Here is a 20412-nt window from a genome sequence, read left to right as displayed (position 1 = left end):
TTAATATTCTGTGATATAATTGATTGTGGTTTTTAATTAGACTATTTTGGAGAATTGTTATTCTCTGAAAAAATAATTCTATGACTACATTTTTCGAATAAGTTTTACACTCCGCTATTCGCAGACAAAAAACACCCAAAATCATTAGAGATAAATATTCTCAGACGATTTTGGGTGTGGGTTTAAAAATTAATTAGAGTTTATTTTTGAATATTAGCTAATTTTTTAGTTGGTGTCTTGAGATAAAGTATTGTCTAATTGGACTTTGTTATATCGTACTGAAAATTGAAAGATACATCTCTCGGCCCCGTTCCTATTTCGGAGTTAAATTGTACAATAGCTTCAGTACCTCCATTTAAATATACCTGACACGGGTATGCCGCAGTTCCGGCGGTAGTAGTGAATACGGTACCTTGGCCGCAATAGAAATTAGTTGCAGAGCCTGCAATATTTATAGGTAATGATATTCTAAATCTCGATAATGTAGAGCTCGTAGTGATGTTCAAATTAACGTTAGCCTGAACAGAAACTACATTTCCTACTTTTATATAATTGGACATTCTGCCTATCCCGTTTATAGATACATTAGTTATTTCTGAGACTGTTGCGGTATAACTTCCTGAAGTTCCGGCCGGGGCGTTTGTAGGTATATCTGATAACAAAGCTATTACTCCACTATTATTTGGGAAACTATAAGTTTGCGCCGTACTAAGTAGATCAGTTTTAAATGTCGCAAATTGTCGTGAAGATGATCCAGACGCTATAGCTATATCATTTCCTATGGCAGTTATAGTTGCAGATCCTGAACCTGTTGGTTTCGAGGGGCTTCCAAGCCAGGATATAAAAGAACTATCCAATTTTAAACCTGTATTAAGTGTTAAAAATCCGCTTTTAGATTCATCACCCGTTTTATGAATTACATTTGCGTCATTAGTATAAACATTTGAATCTACAGATCCATCAGCTTTTAAAAATTGCGATGCTGTACCTCCTGTTTTAATAAAAGATTTTCCTGTTATATCTCCTAATTTGCCTACTGTAAAAACGTCTGTAAGGTTATTTTGAACCGTTATAGGAACAACTGTACTAGCTGTTGTGTTTTTAATCAATAATCCTTTTCCGCCTACTGAACTTTGTAAATCTAAACCCATCAATATAGAATTAGATCCAGATATAGATTTTAAATCAAAAGTAGTACCATTAGTATTAGTACTAAAATTATTTATAAGTTGTAAAACTGTTGCGGGGCTACCATCGCTATTCGCTGCACTTTTTTGGCCTGTCCAACTTTCGTTACCCGTTTTGTGTAAAGCTGTAGGAGTAGTAGGTAAATCTGCCGTACCTCCTAAATCTCCGGTAAGTTTTACAACGCCTTTTACTGTAGTGGTTGCATCTGGGCTAGTTCCGCCTATTGCCATATCACCTGTACCAACTATCGATTCTCCATTGATTGTTTTAAAATCATCTGCTAAAGTTAATCGGTAAGTTCCCCAAGTTTTAGGTACAGGTATGAGTACTGTTGCGTCATAAGTTGGATTCACGGCATCAAATTCCATAGTAACCGTATGTGAACTCCCGCCACCTGACCTGGTTCTCGTCATTTGTGCCTTACCTTCATAAACACCAACTCGACCATCTACATTTCCTGATGTATTTGTAAAATAAGATTGATTGTTCCAGATAGCAAAACTACTTCCCTGATTATTTCCATTGTTTACAGAGCCCCAAATATGTCTGTCATAGGAACTCCCTTCTAATATATCGAGGAAGTTGAAACCTTCTTTACTTACTCTGCCACCAAAATCAACAACGCTTTGTAAGTTCTGATTTCCTCCGCCTTCTATCGTAATATCTCCTTCTCCAACTATCGTTTCTCCATTGATTGTTTTAAAATCTTCTGTTGTTGCCAAAGTTTTTACATTCCCATCTGAAGTAAGAGGCAGTTTGATTGTACAGGCTCCGGAACTCTCCTCATTTAATACAATGCCTTGCTTAACCGGATTTCCGGATAGATTTTTATTTAATGATAATTCATCAGCTGATATATTTGCGAAAGTAGTTCCTTCGTCTTTACTTACTGAAATCCCCAGTTTATTAATATCGGTAATAAGAAAACCGGTTTCTGCTTTGGCCGAAATATTTAGACCTCCCTCATGTACTGTTGTTTGCGATTCTTCGTCCTCTGATAAGAGATTTATACTTGTATTTGTAGCATTTCTGTCTTTATCTAATACTTCTTGCAGAGTTGGGATGTCTCCGGCACCTCCGCTGATCAGGATATCTCCTTCTCCAAGAATAGATTCTCCATTGATAGTTTTAAAATCTTCTGTAGTAGCTATCGTGTATGTTTTGCCTTCTTCTGATTTTGCCGGAAATCTTAGTTGAGTATTAGCAACAGGATCAGATATGTCAATAACAGTCTGATTATTCGATTTATCCCTGGTTAATATAACATTGCCTTCTGAAAGCGTTATATTGCCTATGTCATTAGAATCTAATACAGTATGATCAAATGATAATTGATTTTTTAATTGATAGATAGCTGTTTTTTCGGTTTCATCAGAAACGATAATCTCATTATATTTCGAAGTACCGTAATCGCCCATCAGGGTTGCTTTACTTTGGCCATAAGAAGCAGTAGGATCTGCATCTAAAACGGATTTTAGACCTTGAGGTTCGATGTCTAAATTACCTTCTCCAAGAATAGATTCTCCGTTAATGGTTTTAAAATCGTCTGTCGTGGCTAAGGTATAGACTTCTTCGTCATTAGTTTCCTTAAGTTTAAATACAGTAGTTCCTTTTGAATTAGGATTACGTCTAATACACGCGTCTCCTTGTCTTTGAAGTGTTGCAGCATTTGCAGATCCTAAAATGATCTCACCTGATTCTATTGTCTCATTAGATGAATTACGGTCTAATGCGGTAGATAATTGTATTGTAGCATTGTTGTTATCTAAAAATATATAATTTGGATTTATCTGAGCAGTATTTGATCCGCTTGTTAATATAATCCCTTTATTTGCTTTATTATCTGTATCTAATACCTGTTGTAATGTTGGAATATCTCCGCCAGCTTCAATAATTATATCCCCAGTTCCAAGAATAGTTTCCCCATTAATAGTTCTAAATTCAGGTTTGTTAAGTAATTGGCTAAAGCCCGATTCGCTGTTCCAGTCCGTATTTACTTGTGGTGCATGAGCGTTTTTATCGGCGATGTGCTGGTCTAAAATTGTTTTGTCAGCTTTAGATAAGAGCAATTCGTCAAGCCCGTCGACCTCTTTTACAGGGATTTTATCAAATTTATGTCGAAAGGAATCCCAGGTATCCCAAAATTGAGTTTGTGTTGGTTTTAAACCCGTTCTGAACCATTGTTTTATGGTATTTAATGTTTGTAAAGCCATGTTTTTTGTGTTTGTTATTTATTGCTATTAATGTTTAATTCAGGCAGAATCATTTTCTCTAAGTAGGAGAGGAGGATGTTCTTATAAAACATCCTGAAAATTTGCGAATTGACGTGTTTAGATGAACACGGTTATTCGGTTTATGAGCGTGTAAAAGTAGTATGGAAAGCCCCATAAAAAAGAAAAATGAGATGAGTGCTTTCTGTAGTTTCATTAGAAAAAAATAACGATTTTAAGTCGTTAAGAAAACACCCAGGAATTATCAAAGATTTTATTTTTTCTTTTTATCCTGGATGTTTCATTTTAAAATAAAGGCAAAGTATTATTGCTGCTTGTTAAAACATTTTTTTATTCCTGCCATTTGACTTTTCTACCTTTCTTCGGTCGAAAATAAAGAAGTAATACTTGGTAATGCCGCTGATAAAAACAGCCCCAACAATTTGATTCGGTTAATGTTTACTAATGATAATCCTGCATCTTGCAAAAGATCGAATTTTGTATCAACTAAGCCAGTTAAAACAATTAAAAGGCTAATGATTACGGTGATTTTTGATTTATTCATATGATTAATTTGAGGTTGTTTTTATTATAAGTATTTAGTCGTAGCTGAATTTGATAGGAGTACTATCTGATAATTTATCTCTATTCAAAGCTTGTATTCTCAAGATAAGTATAATACCGAGCATAACGAAGATGAAATATGTTATGTAAAAGTCTGCTGTAAAATCTCCTAGTAGATTTGCTACTACTTGCTTTATTGTGTTCATTATTTATATTTAATTATTATTTCTCTACCCAAGCCGACCAAGTACCTTCGCTTTTAACCCTTACATATAGTTTACCTGCGTTAGCACCGTTTATATAAGTAATTTTCTGAACTCCGTCTGTACTATTGTATCTTAAAGATTCAAGACTATAAAAGCCCACATTACCTGCTACATTTTCAGAATCTCCAAACGTGTTTAAAGATGTATAGTTAGTCATTGAATTATATACTACTAATGCATTATTAGCAATATAGTTTGATACTATCCCTGTTGTGGAAATAGTTCCATTCACTTGAAATTTTGCCTCGTTGTCTGTTGTTGTTCCTACTAATGTATTACCATTAGGTAAAACTGTCAATGCATTAGTTCCACCAACTACAAGTCTTATACCTGATCCTCCGTCTGCTTGAACTTTGGCGAAACCATTATCATAATAGTAAAAACCTTTTCCTACTCCATTGATAGAAGAAATAAAGCCACCTCCGTATGATGTCGTGCCATCAATAGTAAGCCATTTTGAGCCACCACCTACGCTTAAAGGTTTTGATATTCCAATACCTACGTTACCATTAAAAAATCCATTTCCTAATTTATCAATACTAGACGTGGTAGATCCATTATTCGTTCCTAAAAATAGATTTCCTGAAAATCCTGTGCCTCCATTTGCTACAAAAGCAGCGCTGCCACTTCTTGCTTGTACAAATATTGCGTCTCCTGCTTCTGAACTTGCGTCAACCTCGATTCCTCTAGCTCCTCCACTTACAGTAATACCTATACCTGAAGAGTTAGCTCCACTTCCTGGACTAATATTAAGCATTTTACCTCCATTAAAAACAGATCCATAAATGTCTATTCCTCCCGATTCGGTGTTATCTGAAAAAAAACGTTTTCTTCCATGAAGATCTTCTGTACCTGTTTTATGTACAACGTTTGCATCTAAAGCATAAGGCGTCAAATCATCTGTAGTAGCTATTATTCCGGATTTAGACTGTAAAGTTTGTATATAACTTCCAGCTATGTCGGAAGACGCTTTTAACTCTATATTAACCTCTTGTCTTTGAAGATTTACAGAGTTTGGCGTAATAGTAGAAGCTTCATTGTTATAAAGACCATCAAGTTTTATAGCACCTCTACCCAGAGTAGTCTTATAGTCTCCATCTGTTATAAAAATAACTTTTTCTGAAACATTACCTCTCGATAATACTTGATCAAGACCTTGATCTCCTGTTATATATATATTACCTTCTCCTAGAATAGATTGCCCATTAATAGTTTTAAAATCGTCTGTTGCTGCTAAGGTTCTACTATTTGGTCCTGTTTTTAATGTAGGTAAGTAAATTGTACCTGTAGCGTTTGGTTCTATACCCCTGGATGCTAAGCGTACTTTATCAGATTCATTCAGAGAGTTATAAAACTCTATCTGATCAGATAGTATGCTAATTCTCTTATTCTGATTTCTACTTTCTACACTAATTATGTTAGGAGACGTTGTAACTGAATTGCCTCTTTGATTGTCAACAGAAATATTAAATCCGTTCAATGTACTGGTAGCTTCGTTAGGGTAATTTAATACCATAGTTTTACCTATTGCAGTATTACCTGCATCTAATATTTGGTCAAATGTTTGAGACCCAACACCTCCAACGTTTCCCGCAATAACATTACCATCTACATCAATTCCTAAACTTCTATCTAATGTACCGGCTGGTACAGATTTTATATTTAATTTGTCAACGTATGTTGTATCGCTTTCTATGCCAGTTATGTTAGCACCTAATACTATTGTATTTTCGTTATTAGCAAATGAGTTATTTCCATGAACAAATGAGTATAGACCATTAGCTTCTGATTCATTACCTCCAGCATGTGAATTTTCTCCTAGAGCTATAGTTAGATTACCTTCTGCATGTGAATAATCACCTAATGCTGTTGTTTGTTTACCTTCTGCGTGTGAATATATGCCTTGTGCAATTGTTTGGTAGCCTTCAGAATGTGATCCAGTCCCAAATGCTTTTGTTGCTTGCCCTTCTGCATGTGAATATGGGCCTTGTGCACTTGTTTGATATCCTTCAGAATGTGATGCGCTACTGGAAGAAGTGGTCTCGTTCCCTTCTGCATGACTATTATTTCCTGATGATTGAGTGAATGAGCCTTCTGCATACGAAGCATAGCCACTTGCTGCTGTTTGGTGGCCTATAGCTATTGATTTTGTTCCACTAGCTTCATTATCACCATCAACTGTTGTTATGGAAGTACTAACTGTGCCAGCTTTCCATAAAGTTGTACCACTAATAACAATATCTCCCTCTCCAACAATAGATTCCCCATTAATGGTTTTAAAATCTTCTGTTGTTGCCAAAGTTTTTACATTACCATCTGAAGTCAGAGGCAGCTTGATTGTAGAAGCTCCGGAACTCTCCTCATTTAATACAATGCCTTGCTTAACCGGATTTCCTGATAGATTTTTATTTAATGATAGTTCATCAGCTAATACATTTACGAAAGTAGTTTCTTCGTCTTTACTTACTGAAACTCCCAGTTTATTAATATCGGTAATAAGAAAACCGGTTTCTGCTTTGGCCGAAATATTTAGACCACCCTCATGTACCGTTGTTTGCGATTCTTCGTCCTCTGATAAGAGATTTATACTTGCATTTGTCGCATTTCTGTCTTTATCTAATACTTCTTGCAGAGTAGGGATGTCTCCGGCACCTCCACTGATAAGGATATCACCTGAACCTACAATAGATTCTCCATTAATGGTTTTAAAATCTTCTGTAGTAGCTATCGTGTATGTTTTACCTTCTTCTGATTTTGCCGGAAACCTTAATTGCGTATTAGCGACAGGATCAGATATATCGACAACCGTCTGATTATTAGATTTATCCCTGGTTAATATAACATTGCCTTCTGAAAGCGTTATATTCCCTATGTCATTAGAATCTAACACAGTATGGTCAAATGATAATTGATTTTTTAACTGATAGATCCCTGTTTTTTCGGTTTCATCAGAAACGATAAGCTCATTATATTTCGAATTGCCGTAATCGCCCATAACAGTTGCTTTACTTTGGCCATAAGAAGCAGTCGGATCTGCATCTAAAACGGACTTTAGACCTCGAGGTTCAATGTCTAAATTACCTTCTCCAACAATAGATTCTCCGTTGATTGTTTTAAAATCATCTGTAGCAGCTAATGTTATTTCCTTACCTTTAGTTACAGGTAAATTTACTGTGCTAACGCCTGTAGAAGATTCATTAATTCGTAAATACGATTCAGCAGTATCAGCAGTATCCCGATTAAAAAATATCCCTTGAGGATTTAGCGAAACATGTTGACTATCATCTCGTGTAACAACACCAGCAGAATCAATAGCTACTAACATATCTGAATTACTATCCGTTAAACGTATAGATCTCGAATCTATGCTTGTTTTTAGCCAATTATAATAGTCATCGTTAAATATTATGCTGTTTGTGGTTTCATTACCATTGGCTAAAGTTGTTTGTAAATTCTGGGATCCGCCTGCTTCAATAATTATATTTCCACCACCTGTCAATGGCTCTCCATTGATAGTTTTAAATTCAGGTTTGTTAAGTAATTGACTAAAACCGGACTCACTATTCCAATCCGTATTTACTTGTGGTGCATGAGCATTTTTATCGGCGATGTGGCTGTCCAGAGCGGTTTTGTCAGCTTTTGAAAGGAGTAATTCGTCCAATCCCTCGACCTCTTTTACAGGGATTTTATCAAATTTATGTCGAAAGGAATCCCAGGTATCCCAAAATTGAGTTTGTGTTGGTTTTAAACCCGTTTTAAACCATTGTTTTATGGTATTTAATGTTTGTAAAGCCATATTTTTTTTCTTTTAAATGATGTAATTATTTGATTTTGATAAGTTGAATCTTCTTCAGTATGGAGACGAACAACAGATCTTGTAGTTGTGTTCCTTTTCAATTTAGGGTAGGGTTAAATTTCCTGTCTGGAATCTTTTTTCTAAATATGTGATTAAGAAAAGTTGTGAATTACTCTTGTCGGGTATTTTAGGCATTTTTGACATGCCTGTTGATAATACATAATCCATAATGGCTGCTGTTTTAGTGTGATTAATATATAGTGTGATGATTGTTTTTTTTGAAAAATAAGAGAAGCCTTTTTGAATTATTGTTCGATAAAAGGAATATCACTATTTAATTTTTGAGGGTGTAAAAGTAGGACAGAAGAATACAAAATGAACTAAAAAAAGCCTTGTAAATTCAGTAGTTTCAGTAAAACGATAACTTGCTGAAACTACTGAATACAAGTGTCTTGAAGTTTAGAAATTGCAAACATTGATACTATTTTTACACCCAGAAAAACACCAAGAGATGAGTAAAAATGCAATCCATAATTTCAATCTTTCCATACAAAATAGTGCTGATATAAAAGCCTCAGAAGACTTAACGAAAACCATCATAAAAGAGCTGGCCAAAGTTTCGAAAGAAATGAGCCAGCAAAAAGATATAGTACAGGAATGGCAGGAGCAAAAAAAACAGAATGCCGCTGCTATTGCCAACAATACTATTGCCTCAACCGAAGGAGGCGCCATCGATACTACTGCTGAAATCAAAAAAACAGCACTGTCGATTGGCAATACTCCTTTGGTTTCCGGAGGAACAGTGTCAAATCTGGATGTTTCGTCAGCTACTATTTCTTTACCGACAACATCAACTTCAGGCACTCTAATCGGAGGAGACGTTATCGATACCACTGGCAGAACAACAAGAAGCTCTGCAACTTCAGACAACACTACGCCTCCAACATCAGGGGCAGAAAGTAATACGCTCAATTTTAGCAGCGGAACAACAACGCAAACGTATACAAGTGTCGCAGCACAAGAGACGCTAACGGTTTCTCAAACACTTCAGACAAATAATAACGAGCCAAAAACAGAAGTTGTTAGAGCAGAAATAAAAAAGAGATTAGAAGCTGCAATGGCAGCAAATAATACTGTCGAAACAGCGTATTGGAGAAACATTGCTAAAGCTTTTGATGAAGGAGCGACTGCCAAAGATTTTGATGGTAAACCAGATGACATGCTATTTACTAAAATGTATGACCAGCTAAAACAGTCTGCTAAAATTACTGTAGAAAGTCAAAACTTTAACTGGGAAACCGTTCGTCAAAAAATGATTGAAGCAATTGATGCTAACATACTGAACGGAACAATTTCTGTGAAAAATAAAACGCGTTGGGAAACAATCAAAAAACAATTAGGCGATGATAAAACTAATATTGCAAACCTTTTTGAACAATACGACGAACTGTTTTTACTGCTGAAAGAAGTAGAAGGATTGAGTGCATTACCCAATACGATCACAATAACTACCAAAACAAAGATATATCCTAATTTAAGTGCTGACCAATTATATGCTTCAATAGGAAGAGAAGACGTTTATGTATTCCTAAGAGAAATAAACAACGAAGAAATTCGTGGAAGTGCAGTAGATAAAGGTGCGGTAAAAATTAAAAACACAACGGCAAAGTCATTTATTATTGGAGAAAGCCTGGAATTTTTCCTTGATGAAAAATTTATAAACCAAAACCTGTATAAAAAAGAAGATATCAATTGGATTGTTCGTAATGTTCAAAACAAAAAAGATGAAGGAATTGTTTTTGTAAATGAGGGAACTTCATTTAGTTATAATTTCGATACAGCCGGCGTTTACAGAATTGATGCCTATGGTTACAAACCTACAATAAAAGGCAGCAAAAATGCCGGAACATCTACTTTTATAGAATTAGAAATAGTTGCCCAGCAAATTGAGATTAAATCTCCATTTAAAGACAGTTTCACAAGAGCTTCTGTAAAAGAGCAATTGTTTAAAGTAAACCTGAAAAATACCAAAGTAAAAACATTAAATCCGTTAAAACTTTATTATCAGCTAGAAAAGAAAACAGCCAATAAAGTAACTGAAATTTCTGAGGAACTGGAATTAGATGCAGGAGGTATCATTAAACTAGCCTTGCCTGAATTGGGCGAATATAAAATTAAAGTAACCAGTAAAGATCAATATGCATTAAGTAAAGAATCTAAAATCTCAGTAATTAAAAATGAAGTGACGAGTATTGGTTACGTAAAAGATGCATCAGCTACAGGTGTGTTTTTATTAGGTGATCCAAATAGAAAGTTGACTTTAGAAGCCAAAACGTTTAAAATAAATCCTCCTACAGATGAAGAAAAAGAAGATGTAAAATGGATGATTTATGATGCTAATAATAAACCCTACTTGTCACCAGGTACAGCAATAATGAATAAAGATAAAAATCCTAAAAAAGAATATTTTCACCAATGGGGTTTCTACGATGTTCCGATTCCTCAAAAAGTGGGAAATTATACAGTAGAAGCTTATAGTGACATTCAGAAAGGCAGTAAATCGAATTCTATTTTTAAAATAGAAGTAAAACAGCCACAAGTTACAGCAACTTATTGGGCATGGAGCGGTGGAAGCAAAAAAATAACCTCAGGTTTTTCAGGTGAAAGTAATTGGATCAAAGCTGCAATTCCGTATTACAGTAATCAAACTGTCAGAATATATTTTTATCTCAATAACAAAAAAACAAAACATTATTTAGATGTAAAGACCAATGGAGAAGGGGTTATTTTTAAAGAAATAAAATTTGATTCTGATTTCAGGAAACTCATCGGATTTGAAAACGGTAAAATTGCCAAAATTGGATTTAAATTATTAGGAATCCAGAACGGGAAACCATGTCCATTTAAGGTCCCGGCTAATTATGAATCTGATACCCTTTTGTCCGTTACAACATATGCAAAAATCCTTGATGCCTATTTTATGTATGATAGCAATAGAGTAACAACACAAGATGAAATTCCGTTTGGCGAAAATGGAGCAGTTGTAACTATTGTAGCTAAAACGCAAAATATGGTTGGAAAAGAAATTGTGTTGACAGCCCATAAAGTGGGAGAGAAACCAACTTATAGCAACGCAGTAATAATAAATTCTGAAGGAGTCGCAATAACCAGTTTTATTTTGAAAAACCTTAATAAGAAATTGAAAAAGGGGACAAAAATAAAGTACTATGTTGGTATTGAAGGATATTCTACGAAGCATTTGACAGATAAATTGTTGACTATGGTTATGGGTGTTGGTACGAATAAAGATAATGAAGAAATACTTGATGAAAATGATCCACAATTGATTTGGGGATCTAAAGTAAGTAAGGAATTTAGAGTAAAAGTAGTACAAATTTGTAAAAATATAGAAAAACAAAAAGGAATTCCATTTTCTCCAAATGTATTAATGAATATTATAGCTTTTGAAACTAATTTATCTTTTTCTCCAAAAGCAGGTACTTTCGGGAAAATTATGGACGATAATAAAAAAGCTGGATTCGTAGGATTAATACAATTTGGGATAGATGCTTCAAAAGATTTAAAAGTAAAGCGTTCTGTACTATTTAATATGACAGCTGAAGAGCAGTTAGATTATGTTGAGAAATGGTTTTTATTAAAGAGTAAAAATGAATTAAAGACCGCAACAGATATTTATTTATCTGTAAATTATCCCACTGCTGCAGGAATAGGACATTTAGATAATGAAGTCGTATATGGTGATCCAAAAGCTGCTTATAGAGCTAACAAACCTTTCTTGAGAGAAGCTGATGAAATTGATGAAAATGGGAAGTCAGTAGGTAAAGATGGTGGAAAGACTTATGTCTGGGAAGTTAGAGAAGCGTTAGAAGAAAATGAAATAGAAGGACAATATTCAAAAAATACTGTCTTAATGAATAAATCTTATAGTTTAATAATGAGCAATCCAAAAGAAATTTTTAATTTGGACACCTCGTTAACCTTCTGTTATTTTAGCGCTAGACAAATAAAAGAAATTAGAAAGCTTATTGACAAGTTGCAAACTAATGAAGAGAAAATAAAAGCTTACCGTATTTTGCAGTATTTTGCAGAGTATAATAGCCAAAGAGATGCAAAATATAAGAAACTAGCCGATACAATGTGTAATGTAACTAGTGAATCGATTGCATTACAATATTTAGGTCAGATGAACCCTGCTCCAGATCCTAATATGAAGATGGAAGATTTTATGATGACTATGATTAGAGACATTCTAAAACAAGGAGACGATAGTAGATATGAAGCTAATACCAGGGTAAAAATAGCAAATGAACTAGGAATTAAAGGTGGGTTTATAGGTGTTGGAGGGATCTATGATAAAAAGACTCATAAAAAAATGTTAGAAGATAAATTAAATAAAGGTTATGGTGTTTGTATGTCTTTGTTGGGACATATTGTCAGGGTAGTAGATGTAAATGACATTGGAATAATCGTTGATGATCCATATGGAAAAATACAGAGTTTTAAGATAAGAAAAGAAAAAGGGAATAAGGGCGGATACAATGGAGGTAAAAATTATTCAAATAATTCCATATTAAAAGGAGAGTCCAATCTTTGGTTATGGGAACAACTTAAAAAAGATAAAATTAAATTTAATTATTATGAATGGTATTATTTATAGAATAACAATTATTTGCACATTATTTATTCTGCTTGGGTGTAAAAAAGAATCTATAAAAAAAGAATCTAAAAGTAATGTACTTAGCATTAATGATATCGAATTAATAAAATTTCATGATACATTACGGCTTGATTATGAAGGTGATGATCTTGGGGAGGATATTAATTTAGGCAAAAATAAATTTCGATATAAATCATTATTATTTGATAAGATGGTTTTAGAAAGTCAAGATTTACAACAATTTAAAAAATTGAAGTATAATGATGAGAAATCTTTTGAGTGGATTAGAATTAAAAGAAGAGTCAACTTAAATTCCAATTATAATACCGTAATAATTTCCACTTTGGAATCAGTTTACACTTTATTAAATTACAATTCGAAAGATGAACTAGTAGATTTTTTAGACTTATCAAAATTCAATCAACAAATCTGTCAATGTACATCCAGCGTTTACATTAATAAAAAAGGTATTATTCATTGTCAAATAGAATCCGGCAAACCTTTTCATGCTTATGTAGATTATAAGGTTAATGATAAAGGCAAGTTTGAAATTATTGATCAGTTTACTCCTCCTGATGAAGAAAAAATGGTTGCTCCGGACAGACTTGAATATATTATAAGAAAAACAGCTTTAGTGAGTGATAATGTTAATCTCAAGTCATACTTAGAATCAGATGATTTTACTTCTTCAAATATCACATATATAGATGAAAAGGATATTAAAAACATTTTGTTTTCCAAAAGTCATTCTAAAGAGGTGTACAAATTATTTTACGACTCGATCAAACGATATAATGAGAAAGATAAAAGTTTGAATGTTTTAGGAAAAGTTTCAAATAAAAGTAATATACTGTTGATTTGTAATTTAAACAGAGCAGACCAAATAAGTGCTATATTTATTTTAAATAAGAATCACGAAATTACAGATTGTAAAATTTATAGAATTGATGATCAATCAGCTAATGAGAGAATATCAGAGTTGATAAAATAATAAAACATTAACTGAATAAATGTAATGTTAATATGCTTTACAATTTTTATAAGTTAAAACTACCTCTAAAACAGGTAGTTTTTTTGTTTAAAAGAATATCCTATTTTAGCGTAAAGCAAAATATGAGTTAATACTTTTTTTGCTCTCGTAGATTATTTAAACAGGGAAGCACAGGATACAAATACAGGATTAGTATTTTAAATTTAAACTTTAAGATGAATTAATTTGTTAAGTTTAACATGTTGCATAGTAATGATTAAAGTCAATCTAAAAACATTAAAAGATGCAAAATAATACAATCCTTCGAAATGCTTTCAAAATGAAGCTTAAACCGGGTTTCGAGGCAGAATATAAAAAACGGCACGACGAAATCTGGCCGGAACTTGTCACCTTGCTTTCAGACACAGGAATACAGGATTACAGTATTTTTCTGGACGAAGAAACACTGATACTTTTCGCCGTTCAAAAAATAAGTGCGGATTTTGATGAAAATTTACTGCCAAATCATCCCATTGTCAAAAAGTGGTGGGCGTATATGAGCGATATCATGGAAACAAATCCTGATAATTCGCCAGCGGCCACTTCATTAAAAGAAGTTTTTCATTTAGATTAAGGATAAAATATTTTAAGAATCAATTTGTATTTTGCTAAACTAACAAACTAACCATGAACTATAAACCAACCAGAATTATAATAGTATTTGCCTTAGGATTATGTACTATGGTTAATGCCCAGAAAACAGATGCCACAGCGCCACTGCATCTAACACAGCCGGATTATCCAACGCCCTATGTGATCCCTCAAAAGGAAAATATAAAAGCAGTATTAGACAGAGTTTATAATTTTTTAGATAAAAATTCAGCTTCTAAGATTGTAGATGCAAATACTAAAGCGGTAATTACGGATTATAAAAAAAGCAATCAGGATATTATTTTCGAACCCGGTGCTTTTAGACTAACAAGTTACGAATGGGGAGTAACCTATGCCGGAATGCTTTTAGCGGCAAACGCTACAGGCGAAAAGTATTTTGCTGATTATTCCAATAAAAGAATACAATTAATAACAGATATCGCTGCCAATTATAAGGAGAAAAATATCAAAGATGTCGATATGGTTAAAACGCTTCATCCGGAAGCACTAGATTTTGCAGGTGCTCTTTGTGCTGCATTTATTAAGGCCAAAAAAGAAGGATTAAAAGCCAATATTGATCCTTTGGTCAACAATTATATTGACTTTATCAGTAATAAACAATTTAGGCTAAAAGACCGAACATTAGCAAGAAACAGACCTCAGGACAATACGCTTTGGTTAGATGATATGTTTATGAGTGTTCCGGCATTGGCACAAATGGGAAGTTATACCGGAGATGTAAAATACTTTGACGATGCTGTTAAACAAGTCAATCAGTTTTCTGAGCGAATGTTCAACAGTCAGAAAGGAATTTATATGCACGGCTGGGTCGAGTCTATGCAGGTTCATCCACAGTTTCATTGGGCAAGGGCAAATGGGTGGGCTCTTATGACCATGGTCGAATTGTTAGAAGTGTTACCTAAAAATCATCCCGGATATCCCCAGGTTTTGTCCCAACTGCAAAAGCATATTGCCGGATTGATGCAATATCAGGACGGGACCGGTTTTTGGCACCAGTTATTAGATCGAAATGATTCTTATTTAGAAACTTCGGCAACCGCCATTTATGCCTATTCGGTTGCCAGAGCCATCAATCGCGGTTATGTGGATAAGATGACCTATGCTCCGGCTGTACTGTTGGCCTGGAATGCCGTAGCGTCAAAAGTAAATGATAAAGGCCAGGTAGAAGGAACCTGCGTTGGAACCGGAATGGCTTTTGATCCCGCATTCTATTACCATCGTCCTGTCAACGTTTTCGCTGCTCACGGTTATGGTCCCGTTTTACTGGCGGGTGCCGAAGTAATTTTACTTTTGAAGGAAAGTCAGTTCGAGCTAAATGACAGCGCCATACAATTGAAAATTCCCGGAAAAAACAATCAGGTAAAATAAAAATAAGTTAGAAGTTAAATGGAAGAAGTCAGATGTTGAAATGGTATTTTGTTAATTTATATAATAAGTTAACTTTTTATCATTTCACACAAACACGCAGCGCCGCAAAGTTTATGGTATATAAGCTTTGCGAAATTTACGGTTAAACTCTCATTTCAACCTTGAAACAAAGAAAACCTGAAACAAGAATTTAACTTCTAAAATCAAACCACAAATTCATTTTAATTCCGTCGTCACCGCTTTTGATGCGGATATTCGTTGGCTGACTTTGTGGTCCTTGCTGTTCCAGAGGTTTAAAATCTCTCATGGCCGGAATTTCATACATAAAAGAGATATCACCTTCCGGAAATGCCGGCTGCGGATAACTTCCTGCCAAACTGTTTTTAGGTAAATCCGGTGTAAACAATCTCAGAAATAAATTGTCAGATTCGCTGAAAACCCTGAATGATGAAGCGCCGGCTTTTAAATTTGCGCCCAATAAATTGGCATGATATCCTTTGAATTCAGGATAGATTAAATTTTCGAAACTTTCGCCTGTAATCGTATTGTTATACTCTTTCTCCCAAACACCATAAGTGGTTCCTTTGATTCTGTTTTTCCAGACATGATACGGACCTCTTCCAAACCATTTTATGCCTGTGACTTCTTTTTCAGGAAAACTAAATGTGATGCCAAATGAACTGATTTTATCTTCAAAAAAAGCACCGTCAAAACCTTCGCCGCCAGAAGCATTTTTTAAGGCAATTAACTCCATTTTAAATCTTCCGTCCGGTTCCATAATCCATTTTATAGAGGACAATCCACCGGAATAGTTGACTGTGCAAATGGCTTTGTCACCTTCTTGTGACAGCTGAATGTCTTTCAGCTTCGCTTTCATGCCAATTGGGCGTGGGCCATTTGTTAGCGGAATTACATTTTTCGCATTTTTAATAGATGAAATTTCCCCCGTTAGAGCATCAAAAGTAAATGTAACATCACTTCCTTTTAGCGTAATTTCATTTCCCGTTTTTGCTCCCAATGCTTTTGCTTTAGTATTTTGAACCGCTAAAAACTTCTCAGCATAAAATTTAGCCTTATGAATGGGCCATGTCCAGGTATAAATTTCTTTATTAAACTGATCAAAAGCTGAGATCGACAAAATATCACCTTCTGCAAAATTATTCGGAACAGCCAACTGAATTTTTCGTGTTTCTCCCGGATCAATACTCGGAATTTCAATTTTTCCGGAACTTATTTCTTTAGGAACGCCATTGGTATAAAGCACATCATTATCCGATTTTAGCACTTTAAATTCCATTTTACAGGAATTCAAATTGCTAAACAGGTAATCGTTCTCAATTAAAAACGATCCGTCAAAGTCAGGATTGACCTGTTTGGGCTCAAACTGAATGGGCGCCCAAACTTCTTTTACGGTATAATAACTTCCTTCTCTCTCGCGATGAGGTCCCAGAATTCCATCGGCGGCAAGCGAACCTTTCGAATCAAATTTTATAGCTCCCGTCCAGTCAGAGCGCTTTACAGCTTCGTCCAGCATTGCCCACATAAAACCTCCGGCAAACAATGGACTTTCTTTATAGCGATTCCAGAAATCTTCCAGTCCGGCACCATGTCCGTTATCATAAGTTCCGTGCATAAATTCAGTTGGAAAAAATACATTTTCACCCGCATTAAATCGATGCATTCCCGTTAAGTAAGTAGGATAATGGTGCGTGTCCCATCCATTAAAATCGGCCCAGGGATGAATCACAATCCTTTTTTGAGGATCATTGGCTTCAAAAACTTTATCAACATCATAATTCCACCCGCCTTCATTACCATTATCCCAAATAATGACCGAGGGATGGTTAACATCGCGCGTCACCATTTCTGTTACTAATTTTGTTCCCGTTTCAGTATCATAAGAATTTTGCCAGCCCGCCAATTCATTTAAAACAAAAAGACCCAATGAATCACAAACTGCCAGAAAGTGATCGTCCGGAGGATAATGCCCTCGAACCGCATTCATATTCATATGCTTTAGTAATTTACCATCTAATTCGCTGATACGTTTACTCGTACTTCTGCCGCCTTCAGGCCAGAACGAATGGCGGTTAATACCCTTCATTATGATTTTCGTACCATTTACGTAGATTCCATCTTGCTTTTTGAACTCTAAAGTTCTGAAACCAATTCTCTTATTATATTCATGAATTACAGTTCCGTTTTGTTTCAAAACCAATTCCAGTTCATATAAATTAGGCGTCTCCGGATTCCACGGTTTAATATTTTTCCATTGTGCTGCAATAGCTGCTGAGGTACTTTTGGCTTTAATTGGAAAAGTAAAAGTTTGAAAATTTTCCCCGTTCCAACCTTTAAGAGAAGCTTCTAAAATGGTGTTTTTTTGAATGTTTTTCAGATTCAGATCAACCGTAATTGAACCGTCCATTTTAGGATTTACAGCAATATTAAGGATATGAGTTTTAGGAGAAACCTCTAACCAGACGGGACGGTAAATACCGCCAAAAAGCCACCAATCGGCTCTTCTTTCGGCTGCATTTACAGATTTATTGGCCGAATGTTTCCAGACATGAACCTCCAGAATATTTTTAGAACCAAATTTTAATAAAGACGAAATATCATATTTAAACTCATAAAAACCTCCCTGATGAATTGTTCCGGCTAGTTTTCCGTTTATTTTTACTTCAGTATCCGTCATCGCACCGCCAAAAGCAATCAGAACGTCTTTGTCTTTATAAGATGCCGGAACTTCAAATTCATATTTATACAAACCCTCTTCCTTGCTTGGTTCTTTCTGGTTGAGTTCTTTGTACCAGCGTCCATACGTATATTCGCCAAAACCTTCGAGTTCCCATTGCGACGGAACATTTATTTTAGACCAGATTTTGCTGTTATTTCCGCCTGTGCAATAAAAATCCCATTGTACAGGATGTTCAAAATCTTTTCCTGAAAGATAGATTTTGTCCGTTTGCTGCGCCGTGCCGTTTTGTATTATAAAAATGGTAAACGCGGCAATAGTTAGATTTTGAATTGTGTTTTTGAGCATCATAGAGATAGAATTCTTTGATGGTTAGTTGCCATCTGGTTTACTAATTTCAAAACGGTCACTCATAGGAAGTGTCCAGCTCGAAATAAAATTGGGTTGCTTTGGATTGTATTTTTGTATTTCTTTTTTGATTTGTTTTTTTAGCGGAATGTCAAGCTCCCGAATGCCTTTAAGAACGCAAAGTGCAATTTCGTTGGCACCAAAACTATTAAAATGCGTATTGTCATCCAGCGCCTTTTCCTGTCCCGGAAAAGTGTGGGCAGGATATTGCACAAAAGCTTTTCGCGAAGTTTCATCGCCCCAGGCTTCATATAATTCCGTTGTCATTTTTGTAATATCGATAAGAGCAATATTATTTTTTTGTGCTAAAGTCCGCATCGCGTCAGGAAACTCGCCGTGTGTTTCTTTCAAAGTACCATTTTCATTAAAGCCCCGACGTTGTGTAGGCGTTACCAAAACAGCAATTGCTCCTTTGTCCCTTGCAGATTGCGCAAATTCTGTCAATAGAGCCGAGTAGGATTCCCAGGGACCATTTCCTGGACCTTTTGTTTTTTCGTCATTATGTCCAAATTCCACAAACAAATAATCCCCTTTTTTGATTTGCGACAGTATTTTTTTTAAACGATTACCCGCTTTAAACGAACTTAAAGCAGCGCTAGAATAAGCAAAGTTGGCAACAACAACACTATCATCAAAATAGTTCGTAATAAATTGTCCCCACGAAGCCCACGGTTCTACATCCTGATCCGTAACCGTTGAATCTCCGGCCAGATAAACGACTGTTAAGTTGTTTTTTAGAGTGATTTTGATACTTTGAACAGCAACTCCTCCTAAAAATTCAAGAGTGAGTTTGTCATCCCAATCAAAAATATCTTTTTCCCTGTCTTTTAGAGTGACGTTGAGGTTGTCATTTATTTTAGGAGTTCTGATATTAACATTGAAAGTTGTTGTAATCGGTTTTCCTTTTTTGACGGAAAGCTGATCGATCATCAATCTTCGTGATTCCGCTTTTATAGTAACATTTGATGGTTTGTCAGCACTGCCCGTAACCACCTCAATTTGATAATTTTCTTCAGGAAGTTGAACTGAAAAATACGTTGGTCTAGCTATGGAAAAAGAGGTTGAATTAATTTTTACATTCGAAGAAGTATTAAAATCAAAACCATATCCTAGTTTTGAATTATAAATCAAAGAATTTTTGATTATCGTTCCTTTGGAAGAGTTTAGCAAAGAACCAAACTGGAACTGTACTGATTTTGTGTTTTTAATGCTATCATCTGCATTTACTTTTAATACTTTTTTTAGCTGCTTTAAATGCTCACTTGAATGTACAGCAAATAGAAAAGCCGGTATAAACACAAAAAATAATAATGTTCTGATTTTTACCAATTTAGTGAGATTTAATTGATTTTATTTTCAAATCTAAAGCATCAATCTTGATATAGTATCCTGTACTATGATGTTAAAAAAAGTAATTTTTATTTTTTAAGGTTAATATTTATTATGGATCTAATAACTGTTAAATGTATTTTTATATGATGTGTTTTTGGGGTTTATTTTTGTTTTTGAACATGCTTTGTTGCAATAATCTTTGTCTTTTGATGAAATAATGAGAATTATAAAGGATAGTACAGGACAGTTTTCTTTTTTACATTCG

General features: G+C 34.7%; 9 protein-coding genes. 4 read left to right on the top strand and 5 right to left on the bottom strand.

Features of this window, described 5'->3' with window-relative positions:
- Positions 1–254: 254 nt before the first annotated feature.
- The 3 genes from QLQ94_RS22910 to QLQ94_RS22900 all read right to left on the bottom strand — a co-directional run bounded on the left by QLQ94_RS22910 (position 255) and on the right by QLQ94_RS22900 (position 8024).
- A complete protein-coding gene (locus QLQ94_RS22910) occupies positions 255–3401 on the bottom strand; it encodes a hypothetical protein (protein ID WP_482498645.1) in 3147 nt (1048 codons plus the stop codon).
- A gap of 370 nt (positions 3402–3771) precedes the next feature.
- The gene (locus QLQ94_RS22905) at positions 3772–3963 is read right to left on the bottom strand and encodes a hypothetical protein (RefSeq protein WP_427402438.1); all 192 of its coding nucleotides are present in this window, start codon (positions 3961–3963) and stop codon (positions 3772–3774) included.
- Positions 3964–4184: 221 nt separating this feature from the next.
- Positions 4185–8024: a hypothetical protein gene (locus tag QLQ94_RS22900; protein ID WP_482498643.1), complete on the bottom strand. Its 3840-nt coding sequence runs from the start codon at positions 8022–8024 to the stop codon at positions 4185–4187.
- Positions 8025–8535: 511 nt separating this feature from the next.
- On the opposite strand from QLQ94_RS22900, the gene QLQ94_RS22895 reads away from it, so the two are divergent.
- The 4 genes from QLQ94_RS22895 (at position 8536) to QLQ94_RS22880 (ending at position 15712) form a co-directional block, all read left to right on the top strand.
- The gene (locus QLQ94_RS22895) at positions 8536–12702 is read left to right on the top strand and encodes a hypothetical protein (protein ID WP_482498641.1); all 4167 of its coding nucleotides are present in this window, start codon (positions 8536–8538) and stop codon (positions 12700–12702) included.
- Positions 12683–13693 carry a hypothetical protein gene (locus QLQ94_RS22890; RefSeq protein ID WP_482498639.1) on the top strand — a complete coding sequence of 337 codons (1011 nt, stop codon included), beginning with the start codon at positions 12683–12685 and terminating at the stop codon, positions 13691–13693. The genes QLQ94_RS22895 and QLQ94_RS22890 overlap by 20 nt, the downstream gene beginning before the upstream one ends.
- A 283-nt stretch (positions 13694–13976) precedes the next feature.
- Positions 13977–14306 carry an L-rhamnose mutarotase gene (gene rhaM, locus QLQ94_RS22885; protein WP_427402433.1) on the top strand — a complete coding sequence of 110 codons (330 nt, stop codon included), beginning with the start codon at positions 13977–13979 and terminating at the stop codon, positions 14304–14306.
- Positions 14307–14359: 53 nt separating this feature from the next.
- Positions 14360–15712, top strand: coding sequence for a glycoside hydrolase family 88/105 protein (locus tag QLQ94_RS22880; protein WP_427402432.1), 1353 nt, complete (start codon positions 14360–14362; stop codon positions 15710–15712).
- 190 nt (positions 15713–15902) lie between these two features.
- Here the strand turns inward: QLQ94_RS22880 and QLQ94_RS22875 are convergent, their stop codons facing one another.
- Together QLQ94_RS22875 and QLQ94_RS22870 are read right to left on the bottom strand one after the other, a co-directional pair.
- Positions 15903–18758 (bottom strand): glycoside hydrolase family 2 protein, encoded by a 2856-nt coding sequence (locus tag QLQ94_RS22875; protein ID WP_482498636.1) that lies wholly within the window; start codon positions 18756–18758, stop codon positions 15903–15905.
- 21 nt (positions 18759–18779) lie between these two features.
- Positions 18780–20144, bottom strand: coding sequence for a rhamnogalacturonan acetylesterase (locus tag QLQ94_RS22870; protein ID WP_427402430.1), 1365 nt, complete (start codon positions 20142–20144; stop codon positions 18780–18782).
- Positions 20145–20412 lie beyond the last annotated feature (268 nt).

The organism is Flavobacterium sp. B114r, from assembly GCF_056824125.1.
This window is presented reverse-complemented; position numbering and strand designations above follow the sequence as displayed.